This window comes from Microbacterium sp. AB, from assembly GCF_032878875.1.
In the GTDB taxonomy this organism is placed as follows: Bacteria; Actinomycetota; Actinomycetes; order Actinomycetales; family Microbacteriaceae; genus Microbacterium; species Microbacterium betulae.
The window spans coordinates 2,771,154-2,792,817 of the sequence record NZ_CP118157.1; the positions used below are offsets into that span (position 1 = coordinate 2,771,154).

General features: G+C 69.5%; 16 protein-coding genes. 8 read left to right on the forward strand and 8 right to left on the reverse strand.

The window, feature by feature from the left end; all coding sequences use genetic code 11:
• Positions 1 to 140 precede the first annotated feature (140 nt).
• The 3 genes from zwf to gndA are packed head-to-tail and all read left to right on the forward strand — an operon-like array spanning position 141 to position 4,169.
• Positions 141 to 1,691 (forward strand): glucose-6-phosphate dehydrogenase, encoded by a 1,551-nt coding sequence (zwf, locus tag N8K70_RS13165; RefSeq protein ID WP_317138800.1) that lies wholly within the window; start codon positions 141 to 143, stop codon positions 1,689 to 1,691.
• Positions 1,688 to 2,644 carry a glucose-6-phosphate dehydrogenase assembly protein OpcA gene (locus N8K70_RS13170; protein WP_317138801.1) on the forward strand — a complete coding sequence of 319 codons (957 nt, stop codon included), beginning with the start codon at positions 1,688 to 1,690 and terminating at the stop codon, positions 2,642 to 2,644. Before zwf ends, N8K70_RS13170 begins: the two co-directional genes overlap by 4 nt.
• Positions 2,637 to 4,169 (forward strand): NADP-dependent phosphogluconate dehydrogenase, encoded by a 1,533-nt coding sequence (gene gndA, locus N8K70_RS13175; protein ID WP_317138802.1) that lies wholly within the window; start codon positions 2,637 to 2,639, stop codon positions 4,167 to 4,169. The genes N8K70_RS13170 and gndA overlap by 8 nt, the downstream gene beginning before the upstream one ends.
• A gap of 76 nt (positions 4,170 to 4,245) precedes the next feature.
• On the opposite strand, the gene N8K70_RS13180 is transcribed toward gndA, so the two are convergent.
• From N8K70_RS13180 to N8K70_RS13195, 4 genes are all read right to left on the reverse strand, one after another.
• Entirely contained in the window at positions 4,246 to 5,805 is a 1,560-nt protein-coding gene (locus N8K70_RS13180; RefSeq protein WP_317138803.1) for a GMC family oxidoreductase, read from the reverse strand.
• Positions 5,806 to 5,838: 33 nt separating this feature from the next.
• Complete coding sequence (locus N8K70_RS13185) at positions 5,839 to 7,311, reverse strand: aldehyde dehydrogenase family protein (protein WP_317138804.1); 1,473 nt, start codon at positions 7,309 to 7,311, stop codon at positions 5,839 to 5,841.
• Between the two features lie 28 nt (positions 7,312 to 7,339).
• Positions 7,340 to 9,400 carry a choline BCCT transporter BetT gene (gene betT, locus N8K70_RS13190; protein WP_317138805.1) on the reverse strand — a complete coding sequence of 687 codons (2,061 nt, stop codon included), beginning with the start codon at positions 9,398 to 9,400 and terminating at the stop codon, positions 7,340 to 7,342.
• A gap of 317 nt (positions 9,401 to 9,717) precedes the next feature.
• Positions 9,718 to 11,838, reverse strand: coding sequence for an alpha-galactosidase (locus N8K70_RS13195; RefSeq protein ID WP_317138806.1), 2,121 nt, complete (start codon positions 11,836 to 11,838; stop codon positions 9,718 to 9,720).
• Positions 11,839 to 12,086: 248 nt separating this feature from the next.
• Between N8K70_RS13195 and N8K70_RS13200 the strand changes: the two genes are divergently transcribed.
• From N8K70_RS13200 to N8K70_RS13215, 4 genes are read left to right on the forward strand one after another with little or no spacing between them, the layout of a single operon-like run.
• Positions 12,087 to 13,355, forward strand: coding sequence for an ABC transporter substrate-binding protein (locus N8K70_RS13200; protein ID WP_317138807.1), 1,269 nt, complete (start codon positions 12,087 to 12,089; stop codon positions 13,353 to 13,355).
• Between the two features lie 11 nt (positions 13,356 to 13,366).
• Positions 13,367 to 14,284, forward strand: a complete 918-nt coding sequence (locus N8K70_RS13205; protein WP_317138808.1) for a carbohydrate ABC transporter permease — start codon at positions 13,367 to 13,369, stop codon at positions 14,282 to 14,284.
• Positions 14,285 to 14,295: 11 nt separating this feature from the next.
• The gene (locus N8K70_RS13210; RefSeq protein ID WP_317138809.1) at positions 14,296 to 15,138 is read left to right on the forward strand and encodes a carbohydrate ABC transporter permease; all 843 of its coding nucleotides are present in this window, start codon (positions 14,296 to 14,298) and stop codon (positions 15,136 to 15,138) included.
• 25 nt (positions 15,139 to 15,163) lie between these two features.
• Positions 15,164 to 16,201, forward strand: a complete 1,038-nt coding sequence (locus N8K70_RS13215; protein WP_317138810.1) for a LacI family DNA-binding transcriptional regulator — start codon at positions 15,164 to 15,166, stop codon at positions 16,199 to 16,201.
• Between the two features lie 167 nt (positions 16,202 to 16,368).
• Here N8K70_RS13215 and N8K70_RS13220 read toward each other — a convergent pair whose 3' ends face one another.
• The 4 genes from N8K70_RS13220 to N8K70_RS13235 all read right to left on the reverse strand — a co-directional run bounded on the left by N8K70_RS13220 (position 16,369) and on the right by N8K70_RS13235 (position 20,217).
• A complete protein-coding gene (locus tag N8K70_RS13220) occupies positions 16,369 to 17,466 on the reverse strand; it encodes a glycosyltransferase (protein WP_317138811.1) in 1,098 nt (365 codons plus the stop codon).
• A 152-nt stretch (positions 17,467 to 17,618) separates the two neighbouring features.
• Complete coding sequence (locus tag N8K70_RS13225) at positions 17,619 to 19,322, reverse strand: ABC1 kinase family protein (protein ID WP_317138812.1); 1,704 nt, start codon at positions 19,320 to 19,322, stop codon at positions 17,619 to 17,621.
• Positions 19,323 to 19,327: 5 nt separating this feature from the next.
• Positions 19,328 to 19,888 (reverse strand): PadR family transcriptional regulator, encoded by a 561-nt coding sequence (locus tag N8K70_RS13230; protein ID WP_317138813.1) that lies wholly within the window; start codon positions 19,886 to 19,888, stop codon positions 19,328 to 19,330.
• A 125-nt stretch (positions 19,889 to 20,013) separates the two neighbouring features.
• On the reverse strand, positions 20,014 to 20,217 hold the full coding sequence (locus N8K70_RS13235; RefSeq protein WP_317138814.1) for a hypothetical protein: 204 nt from the start codon (positions 20,215 to 20,217) through the stop codon (positions 20,014 to 20,016).
• Between the two features lie 129 nt (positions 20,218 to 20,346).
• On the opposite strand from N8K70_RS13235, the gene N8K70_RS13240 reads away from it, so the two are divergent.
• A complete protein-coding gene (locus N8K70_RS13240; RefSeq protein ID WP_317138815.1) occupies positions 20,347 to 21,579 on the forward strand; it encodes an ATP-binding protein in 1,233 nt (410 codons plus the stop codon).
• Positions 21,580 to 21,664: the final 85 nt, after the last annotated feature.

Sequence of the window (21,664 nt, forward strand, 5' to 3'; positions counted from 1 at the left end):
GGCGGCTGAAGGTCACCCTGACTACCCGAACAGGTGGCCGAACGGGTACGACTGGGCGGTTTGCCCCGCCGGATCCGCTATCTAACTTGGAGCGAACGACGAACGCCCGCGCCTGGGCGAGAAGGAGTTGTCTCCGCATCATGATCTTCGATGCCTCTCTCCCCGAGAACCCGCTGCGACCACCGAACGACAGCCGCCTCCACCGGATCGCCGGCCCCAGCGCGCTGGTGATCTTCGGCGCGACGGGCGACCTCGCGCGGAAGAAGCTGATGCCCGCGGTGTACGACCTGGCCAATCGCGGGCTGCTGTCGCCCGGCTTCGCCCTGGTCGGGATGTCGAGGCGGGACTGGGCCGGCGACGTCCCGTTCAGCGAGGTCGTGCGCGAGGCGGTGCAGGCGCATGCCCGCACGGAGTTCCGGGAGGAGACCTGGGAGCAGCTTCAGCGGGGCATCCGGTTCGTGGAAGGCGACTTCGACGACCCCGAGGCGTATGTGCGGCTGCGCGAGACGGTCGAGGCCTTGGACGACGAACGCGGCACGATGGGGAACCACGCCTTCTACCTCTCCATCCCTCCCCGCGCATTCCCGGTGGTGGCGACGCAGCTGACCGAGTCGGGGCTGGTGTCCTCGCAGAGCGACGGCGACCGGTGGAGCCGTGTCGTGATCGAGAAGCCGTTCGGAAACGACCTGGCGTCGGCACGAGAGCTCAACGGCTCCCTCGAGGAGGCCTTCCCCGCGGATTCGATCTTCCGCATCGATCACTACCTCGGCAAGGAGACGGTGCAGAACATCCTCGCGCTGCGCTTCGCGAACGAGCTGTACGAGCCGATCTGGAACCGCGATCACATCGACCACGTGCAGATCACGATGGCGGAGGACATCGGCGTGGCCGGGCGAGCCGGCTATTACGACGGCGTCGGCGCCGCCCGTGACGTCATCCAGAACCATCTGCTGCAGCTCCTGGCGTTGACCGCCATGGAGGAGCCCATCAGCATGTCCGCCGAGCACCTCCGCGCGGAGAAGGAGAAGACCCTCGCCGCGGTGTCCTTGCCCGACGACCTCGCCACTGCGACCGCACGCGGACAGTACGGCGGCGGATGGCAGGGCGGGGAGCAGGTCACGGCGTTCCTGGACGAGGACGGGATGGACCCGTCGTCCGCCACCGAGACGTACGCGGCCGTCAAGCTGAACATCGGCACACGGCGCTGGGCGGGGGTGCCGTTCTATCTGCGCACCGGGAAACGGCTCGGACGCCGCGTCACCGAGATCGCGGTGGTGTTCAGGCACGGTCCAGAGCACCTCTTCGCGCGCTCGCAGTCCTCTCGGCGGGGACAGAACGCGCTGGTCATCCGAATCCAGCCGGACGAGGGCGTGACTCTCCGGTTCGGCTCCAAGGTGCCGGGCAACGGCACCCGGGTGCGCGACGTGACCATGGACTTCGGCTACGGACACGCCTTCACCGAGGCCAGTCCAGAGGCCTACGAGCGCCTCATCCTCGACGTCCTTCTCGGAGACCCGCCGCTGTTCCCGCGCCACGAGGAAGTGGAGCTGTCGTGGCGGATCCTCGACCCGATCGAACAGTACTGGGCCGCCGCGGGCGCTCCCCTCGAACAGTACGAACCCGGTTCGTGGGGACCGCCATCCGCTGACGCCCTTCTCGCCCGCGACGGCCGTGTCTGGAGACGCCCATGATCATCACCCTCGACCACACCACGACCGGAGAGGTCGCCCGTCGGCTCGTCCGGACCCGCGAAGAAGGGGGCGCGCCGGGCCTCGCGCACGTGCTCACCCTGATCGTCTCCCTTCCATCCCGAGTGGACGAGGACATCGTCGACACGGCCAACGTCGTGTCCTATGAGCACCCGATGCGCGTCATCGTTGTCGTCACGGACCCCGACGGAGACGCACGCCTCGACGCCGAGATCCGCGTCGGAGGCGACGCCGGGGCCAGCGAGGTCGTCATCCTGCGCGCATACGGCGACGCCACGGAAAACGAGATCAGCCTCGTCACCGGGCTGCTGCTGCCGGACGCCCCGGTCGTGACGTGGTGGCCCCACGACGCGCCCAGCGCCCCGGCGCAGGCACCGCTGGGTCGCATCGCTCAACGGCGCATCACCCATTCGCTCACCTCCGCGCCGATCGAGCGCTATGCCTACACCCCGGGCGACACCGACCTGGCCTGGGCGAGACTCACACGGTGGCGGGACCAGCTCGCCGCGATACTCGACCAGAGGCCGGGCCACGCCGTCACGGCCGTCGAGGTGACGGGCGACCCCGAGGGCTCGTCCTCGAATCTCCTGACCGCCTGGCTCGGCGCGGCGCTGGCGGCGCCCGCCCACCTCGTCGAGCACGATGCGCAGCACGAGCGCATCGACGACGACGGGGTGCACTCGGTACGGCTGCGGCACGCCGACGGCGACATCGTCCTGGCCCGGACCTCGGATCGCTTCGCCGATCTGTCCTGGCCGGGCCGACGCACGCAGCGTCTGCTCCTGCCGTCGGCCTCGCTGCGCGACAAGCTCTCCGAGGAGCTGCGTCAGCTGGATCCCGACGATGTCTTCGGCTCCGCCCTCGGCGCCTTCCAGGCGGCGCGTCCGGGCGCCGCCGTTTCCCTGCCCACCCCTCCGGAAGATGACGATGTCTGACACTCTGCGCTCCGTACCCGCCCACGACGCCGCCCCCGCAGACCCGGCCGGCTCCGATCGCACACCGCTCGGAGCGACCGACCGGAGACGAGCGGACATCGGGGTGATCGGGCTTGCCGTGATGGGATCCGGCCTGGCTCGAAACCTCGCCAGCCGAAACGGCAACACGGTCGCCGTGTACAACCGCGAGCACGATCGCACACGCGATTTCGCCGCCGCCTACCCTGACGCGGACTTCGTCCCGACGTTCTCGTATGAGGACTTCGCCGCCTCGTTGACAACTCCCCGCACCGCGCTGGTGATGATCCGCGCAGGAGCACCCGTCGACGACGTGATCTCATCGCTGACCGAGGTCTTCGAGCCGGGCGACATCATCGTCGACGGCGGCAATTCGGAGTACGCCGACACGATCCGCCGTGAGCGGGCACTGCGCGAGCACGGAATCAACTTCGTCGGCGCCGGCATCTCGGGCGGCGAGGAGGGCGCTCTCACGGGCCCCTCGATCATGCCCGGGGGGTCGGACGAGTCGTGGGTCACGCTCGGCCCGATCCTGAGGTCCATCGCCGCGGTCGCCGAGGGCGAGCCCTGCGTCACGCACGTCGGCCACGACGGCGCCGGCCACTTCGTGAAGATGGTGCACAACGGCATCGAGTACGCCGACATGCAGCTCATCGCCGAGGCCTACGACCTCATCCGCCGCGGGACGGGCAAGACGCCCGCCGAGATCGCGGACGTGTTCTCGGAGTGGAACACCGGCGAGCTCGAGTCCTACCTCATCGAGATCACCGCCGAGGTGCTGCGCCAGGTCGACGCCGAGACGGGAGAGCCGCTCGTCGACGTCATCCTCGACCAGGCCGGCGCCAAGGGCACGGGCGCCTGGACCGTGCAGACCGCCCTGTCGCTGGGCGTGCCCGTGTCGGGCATCGCCGAGGCGACCTTCGCGCGCTCGCTGTCGTCGCACCCCGAGCAGCGCGCCGCCGCCGCCGGGCTCCCGGGCCCGGCGGAGGACTTCCACGCCGACGACACCGAGCAGTTCATCGAAGACGTCCGCCAAGCACTGTTCGCCTCGAAGATCATCGCCTACTCCCAGGGCTTCGACGAGATCCGCGCCGGCGCCGCCGAGTACGACTGGAACATCGACCTCGGCGCCATCAGCAAAATCTGGCGCGGCGGATGCATCATCCGCGCCCAGTTCCTCAACCGCATCGCCGACGCCTACGCCGACCAGCCCGACCTCCCCGTCCTCGCCACCGCCCCCTACTTCGCCGACGCCCTCACACGCGGCCAGGACGCCTGGCGCCGCGTCGTCATCGCCGCCGCCCAGGCCGGCATCCCCTCCCCGGCGTTCTCCTCATCACTGGCGTACTACGACGGCATCCGCGCCGAGCGCCTCCCCGCCGCCCTCATCCAGGGCCAGCGCGACTTCTTCGGCGCGCACACCTACAAGCGCACCGACAAAGAGGGCACCTTCCACACCCAGTGGAGCGGCGACCGCACCGAGATCGAAGCCGAGGACACGCACTAAACGACACACACCACAAAGGGCCGGACCCCCACGGGGATCCGGCCCTTCCGCATACGCGGCGTCGCGCTCCCGCGCGTCAGGCGCCCCGGATGAGGTCGGCGCACTTCTCGCCGATCATCATGACGGTGATGTTGGGGTTGACCGTCGTGATCTCCGGCATCACGGACGCGTCGGCCACGCGCAGGCAGGTCACGCCCTTGACCCGCAGCTCGGCGTCGAGGGGCGAGAGCCCGTCGTCGTCCGGGCCCATCCGCACGGTGCCGACGGGGTGGTAGACGGTGTTGTGGGTGCGGCGGATGTAGTCGGCCAGCTGATCGTCGGTCGTCGCGTCGGCGCCGGGCGAGAGCTCGCGTCCCGCCCACTCCTGCATGGCGGGCTGCGCGACGATCTCGCGGGCCTTGCGGATGCCGGCGATCATGACGCGCATGTCGTGACCGTCGGCGTCGGTGAAGTAGCGCGGATCGACGCGCGGCTTGTCGCGGTGGTCGCGCGAGCGGAGGCGGACCGTGCCGCGCGACCGGGCGTGCGTGACGTTCGGCGTGAGGCAGAACACCTCCTCGGCGGTGGGGTATCCCGCCCGGTAGGTGTGCATGTCGAACGGCACCGAGCCGTAGTGCATCATGAGGTCGGGGCGGTCGAGCCCCTCCTCCGTCGTGGCGAAGACGCCGATCTCCCACCACTGCGTCGACTCGCGGACCATGGGCTTCTTCGACTCCCACTGCACGACGCCCTCGGGGTGGTCCTGCAGGTTCTCGCCCACGCCCGGAGCGTCGACGCGCACGGGGATGCCGTGCTCCTCGAGGTGCTCGCGCGGCCCGATCCCCGACAGCATGAGCAGCTGCGGGGTGTTGATCGCGCCGGCGGAGAGGATCACCTCGCGGGTCGCGGCGATGCGGGAGGGACGCCCGAAGGCGTTGTCGACGACGAGGACGCCCGTGCAGCGGCCGGCGTCGTCGAACTCGATCTCGCGCACGTGGTTCCCGGTCAGGATCGTGAGGTTCTCGCGCTCGAGGACCGGATGCAGGTACGAGACGGACGACGAGGCGCGCGTGCCGTCCGCGCGTCGGTTGACCTGGAAGAACCCGGCGCCGTTCGCGACGGTCTCCCCCGTGTTGAAGCGCGTGCGCGGGATGCCCGCCTGCTCGCAGGCGTCGAGGAGCGCCACGCCCGACGGGTCGGCCGGCGGGACGTTCATGAGGTGCACGGGGCCGTCGTGGCCGTGATGCGGGTCGGCGTCCTCGTTCGTCTCGAGCCTGCGGTAGAGCGGGAACGTGCTCTCCGCATCCCATCCGGCCGCCCCGAAGCGCTCGGCCCACTCGTCGAGGTCCTCGCGCGGAGCCCAGAACGCGATGCAGGAGTTGTGGGACGAGCATCCGCCCAGCACCTTCGCGCGGGCGTGGCGCATGAACGAGTTGCCGTTCTCCTGCGGCTCGACCGGGTAGTCCCAGTCGAAGCCCGACTCGAGCAGCTCCATCCACCGCGACAGCCGCAGGACGACGTCCTGATCGGTGTCGCTGGGCCCGGCCTCGAGCAGTCCGACGGTGACCGCGGGGTCCTCGCTCAGCCGGGCGGCGACCGCGGCCCCCGCGGATCCGCCGCCGACGACGACGTAGTCGAACGTGTGCGCTGTCTTCATCTCGGTGTCTTCCTCGTGCTCGGTGCGGGGGGCTCAGTGCTGCGGGAACCATCCGGTGACCGCAGGCGACAGGTTCTGGTAGATGTGCTTCGCCTCCTGGTACTCGGCGAGGCCGGTCGGGCCGAGCTCGCGCCCGAAGCCCGACTGCTTGAAGCCGCCCCACTCCGCCTGCGGCAGGTACGGGTGGAAGTCGTTGATCCAGATCGTGCCGTGGCGCAGCCGTCGTGCGACGCGCTGCACGCGCCCGGCGTCCTGCGACCACACGGCCCCCGCGAGCCCGTAGACCGTGTCGTTCGCGGTCGCGACGGCCTCGTCCTCCGTGCGGAACGTCTCCACCGTGACGACCGGGCCGAACGCCTCGTCGCGCACGACCGACATCCCCCGCTCGACCCGGTCGAGCACGGTCGGCAGGTAGTAGTACCCGTCGGCGAGGTCGCCCTCGCCCCAGCGTCCGCCCGTCCGCAGGCGCGCGCCCTCGTCGATGCCGGCCTGCACGTAGGCGGTGACCTTGTCGCGGTGGGCCGCGGAGATGAGGGGGCCGGTCTCGGCGTCGTCGTCGAACGGCCCGCCGAGGCGGATCCGCTCGGCGCGCCGCACGAGCTCGTCGACGAAGCGCTCGGCGATCGACTCCTCGACGACGAGGCGCGCACCCGCCGAGCACACCTGGCCGGAGTGCACGAAGGCCGCGTTGAGGGCGTTGTCGACCGCGGCGTCGAAGTCGGCGTCGGCGAAGACGACGTTCGGGTTCTTCCCGCCGAGCTCGAGCGCGACCTTCTTGACGGTCGCCGCGGCGTTCGCGGCGATGAGACGGCCCGTCACGAGACCGCCCGTGAACGACACCATGTCGACGTCCTCGTGCGTCGACAGCGGTGCCCCCGCCGTCGCGCCGGCGCCGAGCACGAGGTTCGCCACGCCCGCGGGAAGGCCCGCCTCCTCGAGCACCCGCATCATGAGGATGGCCGTGTGCGGGGTGAGCTCCGCCGGCTTCAGCACGAACGAGTTCCCCGCGGCGAGCGCGGGCGCGATCTTCCACGCGGCCTGCAGCAGCGGGTAGTTCCACGGGGTGATGAGCGTGCACACGCCGACGGGCTCGTAGACGATCTGGCTGACGACGTCGGCCGACCCCGCGTCGACGATGCGCCCCGCGTCCTGCCCCGCGAGCTTCCCGAAGTAGGCGAAGCACGCGGCGATGTCGTCCATGTCGATGCGGGACTCGACGATCCGCTTTCCCGTGTCGCGCGACTCGACCTCGGCGAACTCCTCGGCGCGGTCGCGCAGGGCGCCGGCCACGCGCAGCAGGAGGTCGCCGCGCTCGGGTGCGGGAACGCTCGTCCACACGCCGGAGTCGAAGGACGCCCGAGCGGCCCGGATCGCGCGGACGGCGTCGGCCTCGCCGGCCTCGTCGACCACGCCGACGAGCGAGCCGTCCGCAGGACAGCGGATCTCGCGTGTGCCGCCGGCCTCCGCCGGGCCCCACGTTCCGTCGATGAACAGTGTCGAAGGCATGCGCCCTCCCTTCCTGCGCGCGTGCGCGTCATCTCTCCCGCTGCGGCTGGGGGAAGTCCTCGCTCCAGTCGGTCACGGCCGGCTCCCCGCCGATCGAGGCGTCGGCCGCATCGGCCGAGATGCGGAGGTACTCCATGTGCGACTCGTAGTGCGCGACGACGTCGGCGATGAGCTGCTCGGTCGTGTAGCCGTAGACGTCGTAGCCGCGGGAGCCCGTCGCCGTGAAGATCTCCAGACGATAGTAGACGTCGGCGTTGCGGGGAGCACGGGCGGCGAACGTCGGCAGCTCGTGCTCGACGGGATACACCTGGTAGGTGAAGTCCTCGTGCCCAGGGAACCGCGCCGAGAGGACGAGCGCGGGGAGGTCGAGTCCCTCGACGTCGGCCCTCTCGCACGACACGTCGGCGTCGGCGGAGGCGAGCTCCGAGGCCACGTCGCGCAACGCCGGCTCGGCGATCTCTTCGAGGAAGCGCGCCGCCTGCGCCCGCTGCGGGTACGCCGACACGCGGCGCAGGCGGCGCTGCCAGCCGGAGTCCGTCGTGGCCACGCGCGCCGTCGCCGTGGCCCGGTAGCCCTCCGCGTGCTGCTGCTCGGTGCGCAGGGCGCGGAACAGCGAGATCATGACGAGGTACATGACGACGGAGAACGGCACGCCGACGATGAGGGTCGCGTTCTGCAGCGTCGCGATGCCTCCCACGAGCAGCATCGACATCGTCAGCAGGCCCGTGACGACCGACCAGAAGATGCGCAGGACGTTGCCGCCGTCCTGCCGGGGGTCCTGGATGATCGACGTGAAGTTCGCGAGGACGAGCGCGCCGGAGTCGGCCGAGGTCACGTAGAACAGCAGTCCCGTGAGGGTGGCCAGGCCGATGATGACCGGCGCCGCGGGGTAGGCGGCGAGGAGGTCGTAGAAGCCGCGCTCGGGGGCGCTGAGCGCAGCCTGCCCGAAGGCGTCGTCGCCGCCGAGGATCAGCTCGAGCGCGGAGTTGCCGAACACCGAGATGAAGATCGCGATGAACACGAACGGCACGACGAGCACGCCGACGATGAACTGGCGCAGCGAACGGCCTCGCGAGATGCGGGCGAGGAAGAGGCCCACGAACGGGGCCCACGCGATCCACCAGGCCCAGAAGAAGAGCGTCCACGCGCTCATCCAGTCGTCGGGCCGCTCCCACGCGAAGGTGTTCATGACGAGGCCGGGGAACGAGGCGAGGAAGTCGCCGACGTTCATGACGATGCCGTCGAGGAGCCGGCGCGCGTCGCCCAGGACCATGAGGAGGACGAGGAGGACGATCGCGAGGATGACGTTGGCCTCGGAGAGACGGCGGATGCCCTTCTCCACGCCCGACACCGTCGAGATCGTCGCCATGACGACAGAGAGGACGATGAGGGCGATCTGCGCGCCGACGCCCTCGGGGATGCCGAAGAGCAGGAAGAGACCGTAGTTGAGCTGCACGACGCCGATGCCGAGCGAGGTGGCGATGCCGAACACGGTCCCGAGCACGGCGGTGATGTCGACGACGTGCCCCGCCCATCCCCTCAGGCGATTGCCGAGGAGCGGCGTGAGGAGGGAGCGGATGCTGAGGGGCAGGTTCCGCCGGAACGCGAAGTAGGCGAAGGCGCCGCCCATGAGCGCGTACATCGCCCATCCAACCGGTCCGTAGTGGAACAGCGTCCACACGACCGCCTGCCGTGCGGCCTCGACGGTCTCGCCGTCGCCGGCGGGCGGCCCGTAGTACTGCGCCACGGGCTCCGCCACGGAGAAGAACATGAGGTCGATGCCGATGCCGGCGGCGAAGAGCATCGACATCCACGTGAAGAGGCGGAACTGGGGCCTGGAGTGGTCGGGACCGAGCTTGACGCGGCCCATCGGCGCGAGCGCGAGGAAGACGACGAACGCCAGCACGATCGCGGCGGTGAGGATGTAGTACCAGCCGAGGTTCTGCCCGGTCCACGCGACGGCGGCCCCGATGACCTCGGCGGCCTGCCCCGGCAGGACGATGGCCCAGACGGCGACGGCCACGATCAGGGTCGACGATCCGATGAGCACGGGCCAGTTCACGCGCACGGCGGTCCTGCTGTCAGTCACGGCGTCCTCCCCGGATCCGCCCCGTCCGGGGCATGGCCGTCACCGAGTGTGCCCGACGATCGTCGAAGAGGAAAGCCCGATGGACGGGTTCTCCAGCCTGTTGACAGCTCCGACGAGGTGTGGAAACGCGTGCGCGCATGCCATACGCGTCACGCCGAATCTCCGTGTTCACAGGGAGTGACGCGACCGCACGGTCTATGGGTGACGCTCACATCCCGGTCGACGTGCAGCCCGGCGCCGCGTCTTCGTTGGCGTCGAAGTGCACCGGTGAGCGGCGATGGGAGCGCTTCGGCGCCAATGAGCCGAACGGACGTCCCTCAGCGACGACGGATCCGGATGATCCTCGCCGACTCGCCTGCTCCGGCCAGGTCGACGTCGAGCGTGCCCGTGGCGGCATCCCACGACGTCGGCCATGCCGGGAGGGCCGACGGGAACACGACGTCGGCCTCGACGTCCGCGCCCACGTGCTCGGGCAGAGACAGGCGGATGCTCGTGGCGTCGACCTCGCGATTCCAGACGAACACGAGGCTCTCGTCGCCGGCATGCGTCGCGAGAGCGACCTGCGGGTCGGTCCAGGCGGGAAGCCCCAGCGGCCAGCTGGGCAGCGCACGCGCGTGGTGCGAGATGACGTCGGGATAGATGCTCGTGGCCTCGTGGACGATCGCCCGTTGCGAGCTCTCGAGCCGGTTGAGGTGGCCCGACAGATACAGGCGACCTGAGAGTCCCGTGACGAGCGTGAACGCGACCTGCTCGTCCGACCATCCCGGCTGCGGGTAGGCCCAGTTGCCCGCCATCTCGATCGGCATCGACATCGGCGCCGCAGCCGCGATCGGCGGGTACAGGCGGTAGTCCTGCTGGTCGGTGGTCGACTGCAGGTCGTAGCGGGCGAGGATGGCCGCGTCCATCCGCTGAGCTCCGGACGAGCACGCCTCGAGGACGACGTCGGGGTACCGTTCGCGCAACCGCTCGACCCACGCCAGGTGGGCGCGCGCATGGTCGAGCAGTCCCTCGCCCGGCCCGGATGCTTCGGTGTCCGGGCCGGAGCCGGGCGTGACGTTGTAGTCCCACTTGAAGTAGCGGGCGCCGTACTCCTCGATGAGACGGGCGAAGACACCGTCGAGGTAGTCGCAGGCCGCAACGCTGCGGAAGTCGAGGAAGTAGCGGTCGTGCTCGACGATGCGCTCTCCCTGACGATGCATGAAGGCCTCTTCCGGCAGGGTCCGCGCGATGGGCGATCGCACGCCGACGACCTCCGGTTCGACCCAGAGGCCCGGCGTCATGCCTGCCTCGCGGATGTGGTCGAGCACGCCGACGAGGCCCTCGGGCGCGAACCGCACGGTCGAGGCCTCCCACGCCCCCACACTCGGCCACCAGTCGCCCCCGTCGTCATACCAGCCTGCGTCGATGCAGAAGATCCGGGCGCCGACCGTAGCCGCGGCGTCGATGAGCGGCAAGAGCTTCTCGGTCGTCGGGTCGCCCATGAGCGCGTTCATGTAGTCGTTGAACACGAGCGGCCGCACGCGGGTCGCATCGGCGTAGAGGTGGGATGCGCGCCGGTGCGTCGTCAGCTGGCCCACCGCTCCGCTCAGCCCCGCCCGTGAGAGGGCGAACGACACCGGGACGGTCGAGAAGGCCTCGCCGGGTTCGACACGCGTCGTCCACGCGTGATCGATGTCGGTGGGCCCGAGCAGCGCGAGGGCGAGCGCCTCGTCGGGGTCGAAGAGCGTGTCGAGCTCCCACTGCCACGGACCGCTGTTCTCGATCTGCCAGACCAGCGCGCTGCCGTCGGCACGGTTCTCGATTCCCGCGGTGGGCAGGTACTCTCCGGACGACCAGGTCGAGTGCCCGGCGAGCGCGACGCGGCCTCGCGCGAAGTGCCCATGGATTCCTGTGTTGATGTCGGCGAGCCCAGCCGGCCCACTGAGCGCGGTCGGCGCCCACCGGCTCTCGGCGCACCATTCGCTGCGGGCCGTCCAGAGATCGAGATCGTCGACGGGGCCGAGCCGCCCGGTGAGCCCGATGAGGGTCGCCGATGTCACCTGCTGGAGCACGACCGCTCGCTCGCCCTCATTGCGCACGATCGTCGTCGCACGATAGGCGTCGACGCCCGCGAAGCGCTCGATGGTCGTCTCGGCGACGAGACCCGTGACGTCGTCGCGCTGCTCGATCGTGAGCCTCTCGCCCGAGGCCGTGCCCTCGATGCGGTGAGCGCGATAGCGCATACGGTCTCCGACCGCTGTGCGCACCGCACGGGTGTTGTTCAGGCCCCGTCCCTCGCCGACGGCGAGCACTTCGACGAGGGCCGGGCGACCCCGGTGCTGCGAGCGCAGAGGCTCTGCCGCGTCGACGCCCGAGGCGATGGAGAGCATGACCGGCCCCGATTCAGCGGCGATGAGCCGCAGCGGGAAGTCGCTCGAACCCCAGGTGACGTCGATCATGTGCTTCCTCTCACGCTCCGTCTGCGGCGCACTCGTCGGACTCGTCGTCCGGGAGCGTCCTGATTAACGATCATCATCATGCTTCTTGCCTTATCGAGTCAAGATGCTCTTGACTCTGGGCACCGATGCTCTACAGAATGATAAAGGTTAGTCATACCAGACGCAGCGAGAGCGACAAGGCTCTCGCGCACCTCTCCCGGCCGACGACGGCGGGAGATTCGACGAAGAAACCCAGGAGGCGAGCTTCAATGAGGAAGAAGCTGATCATCGTCGCTGCCATCGGCACGACTGCTCTCGCGTTGGGCGGATGCTCGGCATCCGGCGGCGAGGATCCGGACACGATCGAGCTGTGGACGTCGTGGACGGAGGGCGAGAGCACCGCCGTGGCCCTCGAACCGCTCATCGAGGCATGGGCCGAGGAGAACGGCTACACGGTCAACCAGTCGAACTTCACCTACGACCAGATCCACGAGAAGCTCATCGCCTCGGCCGCCGGAGGCAACCTCCCCGATGTCGTATGGGGTCTGCCGGAGTACGTGGGCGAGTTCCAGAAGATCGGCGTCCTTGCCGACGTCTCCGACGCCTGGGAGGCATGGGAGGACGCCAGCCTCGTGAGCGATTCCGTCAAGGCCGCGATGACCACCGGCGGGGCCGTCGTGGGCTTCCCGTACGAGACCACCGTGCGCGCGTACCTCGTGCACGACGACCTGCTTGCCGAGTCAGGAGTCTCCGTTCCCGAGACCTGGGACGACGTGCTCGCCGTCGGATCGACCGTCGAGGACGCGACGGGCAGTTCCTTCTACGGCCTCACCGGCGCGGGTGTGCGCCAGCCGCAGGAGTTGTTCGTATACCTCGCGCAGAAGGGGCTCTCGATCGCAGAGGAACAGCCGGACGGCGGGTACGCGAACACCTGGAACGACGACCCCGAGCAGCTCGTCAAGGCGACCGAGGTGTTCCAGTTCTACGCCGACCTCATGGACAGTGGTGCCGTCAACCCCAACTCCGCCACCTACGGATGGGAGGAGACCGATGACAACTTCGCCACCGGTCTCACGGCGACCTTCGTCACGGGCAACTGGCTCGGCGAGCGCGAGGCGTCGAACCCCGAGACCATGGGCGACGTCAGCGTGCACGCCATCCCCTACCCCGAGGACGGGGAACCCGCCACATATCTCGAGTCCAAGCCGATGTTCGTCATGGCGAACTCCGAGAGCCTCGAGGCGTCGACCGAGCTCGCCGAGCAGTTCGCGAGCGAGGAGTGGCAGTCAGCCGCATTCGCGGATCGATCGGCACTGAGCAGCGTCACGACCGACAGCAAGTGGAGCAAGGGCTTCGCCGAGCTCCTCGACACGGGCGTGGCCTACCCGCCGGTCTCGCTCGGCGAGATCACGCAGGACATGCAGGATGCGCTCGCGATGGTGCTGCAGGACGGCGAGTCGCCTGAGGCAGCCGCAATGTGGCTGAGCGATGCGATCAACGAGGCTCTCGAGGCCTCGGGCGACGCATCGGGCAGCTGAAGGGCAGATCGATGCAGAGCATGCGAGTCGGAGACGTCTCGCGGACCCGATCGAATCGTCGTTTCACGATTCTGGCGCTCGCGCCGGCGTGGCTGTTCCTGGCCGCGCTCATCGGATATCCGCTCGTGAGCGTACTCACGGACGCGTTCAGCCACGCGCACCTCGTCAACGGCGACGTCGGCGGGTTCGCGGGGCTGGAGAACTTCGAGAAGGTCGTCTCCGACCCGCATTTCGGCCCCGCCGTGCGCAACACGCTCGTCTGGACCGTCGGTTCCGTCGTCGGCGAGTTCGTGATCGGGCTCGGTGCAGCGGTGCTGCTCAACGTCCGCGTACGCGGCCAAGGGTTCTTCCGCGTCGCGACGTTCATCCCGTGGCTCGTGCCGATCGTCGTGGCCGGGATGACCTGGGAGTGGATCCTCAATCCCGACTTCGGCATCTTCAACAGCCTGCTCACGCAGTCCGGTCTCGTCGAGAGCCCGATCAACTTCCTGGGCGACAAGAACTGGGCCATGGCGACGGTCGTCTTCGTCAACATCTGGAGGACGTTCCCCTACTACACGATCTCGTTCCTCGCGGCGATGCAGGCCATCCCGAACGAGCTGTATGAGGCGGCGTCGCTCGACGGCGCCGGGGCGTGGCGCCGCTTCTGGAGCGTCACGATGCCGCAGCTGCGCAGCGTCTCGCTGATCATCGTCTTCATCCACCTGATCTGGACGGCGGTCAACTTCGACTTCATCTGGGTCATGACCCAGGGCGGACCGAATTACGCAACGATCACGCTGCCCATCCTCATCTACCGGTACTCGCTGCAGCAGTACGACGTCGGCGCGGCATCCGCCCTCTCCACGCTCATGCTCATCGCGACGTCGCTCGTCTTCGTCGTCTACTACCGGTACCGCCGCCGCCTGAGCGAAGAGACCGTCGGATAAGGACCAAGGACATGTCGATCGCATCCCGTCGCCGCACCAGCACCGTCATCACCTACGTGCTGCTGGCATTGCTCGCGGTGTACACGCTCTTTCCGTTCCTCTGGATGGTCATGTCCGCCCTGAAGCCGGCGAACGAGATCCGCGCCAGGACACCGTCGTTCCTCATCGCCGCCCCCACCCTCGACAACTTCGTCCGCGTGCTCGTGCAGCACGACTTCCTCGTGTACATCCGCAACAGCCTCGTCGTGTCGCTCGCCGCCTGTGCGCTCTCGCTCGTCATCTCCCTCCTCGCGGGCTACGTCTTCAGCCGCAACTACCGGATGAAGGCGGTGCAGACGACGAACTTCGCCATGCTGGTCTCTCAGATGATCCCCGGCGTGCTGCTGCTCGTCCCGCTCTACATCACGATGCGCAACCTCGGTCTGCTGGATTCGTACGGGGCGCTGATCCTCGCGTACACGACGTTCGTCATCCCGTTGTCGACGTTCATGCTCTCCAGCGCGTACGACTCGATCCCGACCTCCCTCGAAGAGGCCGCCGAAATCGACGGCGCGAGCCGCCTGCGCACCCTGACGAGCGTCGTCATCCCGGTCATGGTGCCGTCGATCGTGTCGGTCGGTCTGTACGCGTTCATCACGGCGTGGAACGAGTTCATGTTCGGGTACATCTTCACGTCGACCGACGCGCTGCGCACCATCACACCGGCGATCATGCTCTTCAAGGGAGCGAACACCGTCGACTGGGGCGGTCTCATGGCCGCATCCGTCATCGCGGTGCTTCCCGTGGCGATCATCTTCCTCTTCCTGCAGCGGTACTTCATCTCGGGCCTCATGAGCGGTGCGGTCAAGGGGTGAGGACAGACCTTCATATGATGCGCACGTGAGCAACTTTCCGCAGCGCCCGACCCTCGCCGACGTCGCCGAGGCCGCGGGGGTCTCCACGGTCACCGTCTCGCGCGTCGTGGAGGGCTCGGCGAAGGTCGCCGAGAAGACACGACAGCGCGTGCACGAGGCGATGGATCGGATCGGCTACTTCGGCAATGCCGCGGCGAGCCAGCTCGTCTCCGGCAGAGCGACGAGCATCGGCATCGTCACGTCGAACACCGCCGACTACGGCTACGCGTCGACCATCCACGGCATCGAGCGGGGAGCCCGAGAGAAGGACATGGCCGTGCTCATCGCCGTGATCGAGGGCTCCGATGCCGCGAGCGTGCGCAAGGCTGTCGGAACCGTCGCGTCGCACGCGCTCGGCGGCGTCGTGGTGATGGACTTCGACCAGAGCGCGCACGCCGTGCTGCCCTCGCTGCCCGCCTACATCCCGACGGTCTCAGCGACATCGCCGTCCGAGGGCAGCGGCGTCGACCGTCCGTTCGTGTCGATGGACGAGTACGACGGCGGGCTGCTCGCCGCGCGGCATCTCATCGAGCTCGGGCACCGGTCGATCTTCGTGATCGCACCCGCCGACACCCGGCCCGCCGAACGGCGTTCGCTCGGCGTGCACGACGCGCTCAACGAGGCGAGACTGCCGCACTACCCCGCCGTGCGCGCATCCGACTGGCGTCCCTCGTCGGGGTATGCCGGCGCGCAGCGGCTGCTGGACGACTACGGCGATCGCGTCACGGCCATCTCCTGCGCGAACGACGAGGTCGCGCTCGGAGCCGTCCGCGCGGTACTCGATCGAGGCCTGCACGTCCCCGAGGACGTCTCCGTCATCGGGTTCGACGACCATCCCCTCGCCGCCTACGCATCACCGCCGCTCACGACCATCCATCAGGACTTCGAGACGCTCGGGCAGCTGTCCTTCAGCCTCTTGCACGCGCTGATCGACGGGCGCCCCCTGCCCGACGAGCGTCACGTCGCGCCGCAGCTCGTCGTCCGCTCCTCGACAGCACCGCCGCATCCGTCGCGCGGTCTGTGACACCTCGCCGACGCTCGTCTGACGCCCCGCCGACGCTCGTCTGACGCCCCGCCGACGCTCGTTGGTGCCAAGGTGCGGCTATGAGCGGCGCTAAGAGCACGTCGGCACCACCGAGGGCCAACAAACGGCGCCGATCAACGAGCGTCGTGGACCAACGGCGCCGCCCGTCACGCGTGCGTCGCGACGAACCCCCGGATCTCGCGCGCGAAGACGTCCTCGCCGAAGTCCTGCGCCCGCGCACGGCAGGCATCCGGCGACGAGGCGAGTGCCTTCTCCACGGCGGCGCGCAGCTCGCTCTCCGACTCCCAGTCGTGCACGTGCGCGCCCGTCACGCCGTCGAGCACCGACTCGACCGCTCCCCCGGTCGCGTTCGCGAGCACGGGGGTGCCGGCCGCCATCGCCTCGACGGGGATGATGCCGAAGTCCTCGATCGGCGCGAAGACGAGGGCCGACGCACGCTGGAGGATGGCCGTGAGGAGCGGGGTCGACGGATGATGGACGAACGTGACGCCGCCGGGGTACGTGCGATCGGCGATGGCGCGCAGACGCTCCTCGTCGGGGCCGGATCCGGCGAGCACGACGGGCATCTCCGAGGCGCGGCCCGCCGCGATCGCCGCATCGAGGCGCTTGTAGGGGACGAAGCGCGAGAAGCCGAGGATGAACGCGTCCGGCAGCGCGTCGAGACGATCCTGCTCGGCCGGCGCGAGCTCGGGCTCGGCGCCGAAGCCCGCGACAGCGACGGGCGGGTAGATCACCTCCGCCTCGCGCTCCCACGTGTCGGCGATGCGGTCGGCGATGAAGCGGCTGTTGGCCGCGATCGCCACGGGCTCCTGCGCACGCTTGCGGTCGAGCGGCTTGAGCGCCGACGACAGGAGGCGCGCCGGGAGGCCGTTGCCGCGTCCGTCGAGCTCGGGAACCCAGATGTAGCGGGCGGGCGTGTGCGCGTAGACGAGCTTGGGCACGTCCCGCGCCGGGCCCGCGAAACGCACGTGGTGGGAGAAGAGGTGCGTGCTGGCGAGCACCCAGTCGGCGTCGCGCTCGGGCAGGTGGCGCCAGACCGCGGGCATGAACGGGAGCGCGAGGGCCTTGCGCCCCTTCAGCGGCGTGCGCGCGAGAGCGGTCTCGTTGACGGGCCGGAACCGGTCGCCCGCCTCGTTCCACAGACACCAGCGCTCGGCGTCGGGGAAGACTCCCGCGATCGCCTCGAACACGTTCTCCGACCCGCCGGCCGGTGAGAGCCACTCGTGCACGATCAGACCACTCAACGCCGTCTCCCCTGGTGAAGCTGTGCGTCGATCCTATGCGGGGACGGCTGAGCGACGCATGCGGGGCGGAAGGAGGCACGCACCCGCTTGTGGGTGGAAAACGCCGCTTTCCCGCACGGGTGAACGGCACTTTCCACCCACGAACGGTCGGGCTAACGCCGCAGGCCGGCGAACAGGGCGTGGAGCAGCGGCGCCACGGACGCGACGATCAGCACGGCGCCGAACACGGGGTCGTCGGGGCGCGTCAGGACTCCCGCGATCAGCAGCGCGCCGAAGAGGACGGCCGAGACCGCTCGGCGCACGAGGCGTTCCACGCGGTCGATGCGACGGTTCAGGTGCGACGTGTCGAAGGACACCTCTCCCGCGTCGATCCGCGTGACGAGGGCGTCGATCCGGCGCGGAAGCCGCCAGACCACGTTCGCGTTCGACACGGCGTCCTGCATGAGACCGCGCCCGAGGCCGCCGGCCTCGTCGCGCATGAACTGCCCGGCATACGGCTCCACGGCGTCCCACAGGTTGAAGCGCGGGTCGAGGGCGCTGCACACTCCGGAGGTGAGCGACATGGCGCGGATGACGAGCAGGAAGTTCTCGGGCAGCTGGAACGGCAGCGAGCGGACCACGTCGCCGAACTCTGCCGCGAAGTCGCGGAACTCGTGGGGGTCGACCTCCCGCAGCTCGGCGAATCCCATTCCGCCGAAGCGGGTGAAAAGCTGCGTCATCGCGCGCTCGAGCTGTGCGGTCTCGGCCGACGGCAGCAGCATGCCGATGTCGCCGATCGCGTCCACGAGACCCTTGCCGTCGCGTGAGGCGACGGCGACGAGCAGCCTCCGGAGGCCCGCGCGCGTGCCGTCGGGGATCTCGCCCATCATCCCGAAGTCGATGAACGTCAGCCGCCACCGGCGATCTCCTGTCGCGACCGGCGTGACGAAGACGTTGCCGGGGTGCGGGTCGGCGTGGAAGAACCCGTGCGTGAAGAACTGGTCGAACATGACGGAGGCGAACGCGGCGGCGACCTCCGCGGGGTCGATCCCCGCCGCGCGGAGCGCCTCGACGTCGTTGATCTTGATGGCGGTGACGTCGGCGAGGGTCAGGAGGCGCCGCGTCGTGCGCTCCCACACGATCGCGGGCGTGGCGACGCGGTGGTCTCCCGCGAAGTCCTCCTCGAACCGCTCGGCGCTGGCGGCCTCTCGGAGGTAGTCGATCTCCTCGAGGCTCGTCGTCGCGAACTCCTCGACGAGGGCGGGGACGTCCACGCGGTCGGCGACGACCTTCACGCGCGTGAGCCAGCGCGCGATCCGTCGGAGCGCGGCCAGGTCGACCTCGACGATGTCGTCGATTCCGGGGCGCTGCACCTTCACCACCACGTGCTCGAGGCCCGTCTCGGCTGCGTCGAGGGCCGAGAGCCTCGCCCGATGCGCCTGCCCGAGCGACGCCGCCGCGACCGGTGTCGGGTCGAACGAGGCGTAGGCGCGCTCGAGCGGCATCCCCAGCTCGGCCTCGGCGACCTCTCGGATGGCGGGGAACGGCACGGGGGTGACCTCGTCCTGCAGGCCCTCGAGCTCGCTCGTGATCTCGGGCGGCAGCACGTCGAGCCGCGACGACATGAACTGACCGACCTTGATCATGAGCCCGCCGAGGTCGAGCGCGAGCACGTGGAAGCGCTGCGCGATGCTCCGCAGCCGGACCTCCCTGCCGCGTTCGGCGACGCGAACGAGGCCGATACGGGGCAGGAAGAGCTCGAACCACCACGCCTGGGCGAGGTACCGAGCGGCGAACCGCAGGATGCGACGGTAGCGACCGCGCAGGCCCGCGGAGCCGGCGGCGGGCTCGCCGCGCCGCCGGCCGTCCGACGACATCCGTCTCAGTCCTGGGCGAGGATGGCGTACAGCTTGCGACGTGCGTCGTCGAGGACCTTCACGGCCTCCTCCTGCTGCTGCGGCGTGCCGGTGCGCCCGACCTGCGCCGCGGCCTGGGCGAGATCGACGCCGGCCTTCGGCAGCGCGGCGAACCCGACGCCCTCACGCGACCCCGGCGCCTCCCACGGCGCGGACTTGCCCGCAGAGGCCTCCGCCTCGGCACGGCCGGCCTCGGTGAGCGAGTAGGTCTTGCGACCGCCCGACTCCTCGGCCGAGATGAGCCCCTCGTCGGTGAGCTGCTGGAGGGTCGGGTACACCGAGCCCGCGCTGGGCTTCCAGGCTCCACCGCTGCGCTCCTCGACCTCTCGGATGATCTGGTAACCGTGCTTCGGCTCCTCGGCGAGAAGGGCGAGCACCGCCGCACGCACGTCGCCCCGGCCCACCCGCGTGCCGACGCGCTGCTCGAAAGCCGCGCGTGCGCCGTCCAATGCCTGCCAGATCCCGTCGGCCGGATGCCCGAACCCGCGCGATCCGCCGAACCCTGCGCCTGCAAACGATCCACTCATGATGACCTCCCGATCACATCGTGACGATAGTCAACGATATATCGTTGAGCTGGTGAGCGACAGGGTGACACGGGAGACTCGAAGGAGTCGCAGAGGCCGCACGGAGGATGTCCGCCGCGCACCGGCTACCGCTGCCGCGTCACGACCTGCGTCCGCTGCCCGCGCCGCTCACGCGCTTCGCGCTCCTCGCGCTCTTCCGCCAGGGCGGAGCGGTGCGAGCTCAACGCGGCGCGCACGGCGGTGTAGATGACGAACCACAGGATCAGCAGCCCCGCAAGGACGCTCGCGACGTAGACGCCGTAGATGATGACCCAGGGATCGAGCTCCATAGCCGGATCATAGTTCGGGCGATCCGCGCCGATGCGGTGCGACGACGCGGGTCGGGAAGACCGCCCGCGAGATCACCTCAGCACTGATAACTTTAACAAAGCTGACGGATCGTTGATAAAGTTATCAGCATGCGCGACGCTCTGACGAATCCCTTCCAACCAGGGTCCGACACCGTCCCCGAGATCTGGGCAGGGCGCACCGCCCAGCTCAGCGACTGGCGCGACGTCCTCAGGCCTCGCCTGGTCGCCGGCCTGTTCGAGCGCGGCCGGACGCTCGTCGGCGAAGCCGGCCTCGGCAAGTCCGCCCTCGTACGCCGCATCGCCCATGAGGCGGAGCTGGCCGGAGACTGGACGACCGCGCAGATCCGCGTGGCGCTGGGCACGGATGCGCTGAAGAGGATCGCCTCGGAGGTCCTCAAGCTCGCAGACAGGGCGGGGCTGCCCGCGGCGCGAGAGGGACGGATCGCCGAGCTCCTACGCCGCGTGCAATCCGTCGCCGTCAGCGGCTTCTCACTCGCCCTGAGCGAAGAGGGCGGCCAGGAGTCGTACACGGCACTGACCGACTTGCTCGTCGAGGTGGGTCGGGCGGCGATATGCCAAGACCAGATCGTGCTGATCCACCTCGATGAGATCCAGAACATCGACGACGAGCGGATGCTGTCTCAGATCCTGATCGCGCTGGGCGATGCGATCACCCACGAGGAGCCCGTGACCGTTCCCGGGGGCGGGCAGATCACGCGATCGCTCCCGATCGCGGTGTACCTGACGGGGCTGCCCGAGTTCGCCGATCAGGCGGGGACCCGCAAGGGCGCCACGTTCGCACGTCGCTTCAAGACGACGACCCTCGCCGCGATCGACGACGACGACCTGCGCAGCGCGCTGCGCCCGTTCGTCGTCGCCGGATGGGAGACGTCCACCGGCACGAACGGCGCCGGCCGTGTGCGCATGGATCCCGACGCCGCCGAGACGATCATCGACCTCTGCCGGGGCGAGCCCTTCCTCTTCCAGCTCGCCGGCGAGAGGGCCTGGTACGCCGGAACCGGCGACGTCATCTCTCGCGAGGACGTCATAAAGGGCTGGCAGGAGGCGGTGCCCGAGGCGACGGCCCACGTGGAGCGGGTTCTGGAGCGGCTGCCGCAACGCGAGCGCGAGTTCGCGCTCGCCATGGCGGAGCTTCCCACACAGGAGCGCACCCTCACCCGGATCGCGGCCTCGCTCGGCCACTCGAAGGCCACCGACGCGGGCCCCGCCGCGCAGCGGCTCGACAGGGTCCGCGGAATCATCACGCGCGGCAAGCCCTACACCTTCCGTCACCGCGCAGTCGAGGCCTTCCTCACGAGCGACTGGCCCGCAGCCGGCTGACGGACGTCGCGCCGGCGCATACGGACACCGGGTACCCCGGGGCGGGATCGTGCGCAGGCTCGATGCGGTTCTGCCAGCATGCTCG

Excerpts from the sequence above, each read along its gene's own strand:
- N8K70_RS13200 (WP_317138807.1), top strand. The coding sequence starts at position 12,087 with ATGAGGAAGAAGCTGATCATCGTCGCTGCCATCGGCACGACTGCTCTC.
- gndA (WP_317138802.1), top strand. The coding sequence starts at position 2,637 with ATGTCTGACACTCTGCGCTCCGTACCCGCCCACGACGCCGCCCCCGCA.
- N8K70_RS13185 (WP_317138804.1), bottom strand. The coding sequence starts at position 7,311 with ATGCCTTCGACACTGTTCATCGACGGAACGTGGGGCCCGGCGGAGGCC.
- N8K70_RS13195 (WP_317138806.1), bottom strand. The coding sequence starts at position 11,838 with ATGATCGACGTCACCTGGGGTTCGAGCGACTTCCCGCTGCGGCTCATC.
- N8K70_RS13230 (WP_317138813.1), bottom strand. The coding sequence starts at position 19,888 with ATGAGTGGATCGTTTGCAGGCGCAGGGTTCGGCGGATCGCGCGGGTTC.
- N8K70_RS13235 (WP_317138814.1), bottom strand. The coding sequence starts at position 20,217 with ATGGAGCTCGATCCCTGGGTCATCATCTACGGCGTCTACGTCGCGAGC.
- N8K70_RS13225 (WP_317138812.1), bottom strand. The coding sequence starts at position 19,322 with ATGTCGTCGGACGGCCGGCGGCGCGGCGAGCCCGCCGCCGGCTCCGCG.
- N8K70_RS13210 (WP_317138809.1), top strand. The coding sequence starts at position 14,296 with ATGTCGATCGCATCCCGTCGCCGCACCAGCACCGTCATCACCTACGTG.
- N8K70_RS13170 (WP_317138801.1), top strand. The coding sequence starts at position 1,688 with ATGATCATCACCCTCGACCACACCACGACCGGAGAGGTCGCCCGTCGG.
- N8K70_RS13240 (WP_317138815.1), top strand. The coding sequence starts at position 20,347 with ATGCGCGACGCTCTGACGAATCCCTTCCAACCAGGGTCCGACACCGTC.
- N8K70_RS13205 (WP_317138808.1), top strand. The coding sequence starts at position 13,367 with ATGCAGAGCATGCGAGTCGGAGACGTCTCGCGGACCCGATCGAATCGT.
- N8K70_RS13180 (WP_317138803.1), bottom strand. The coding sequence starts at position 5,805 with ATGAAGACAGCGCACACGTTCGACTACGTCGTCGTCGGCGGCGGATCC.
- zwf (WP_317138800.1), top strand. The coding sequence starts at position 141 with ATGATCTTCGATGCCTCTCTCCCCGAGAACCCGCTGCGACCACCGAAC.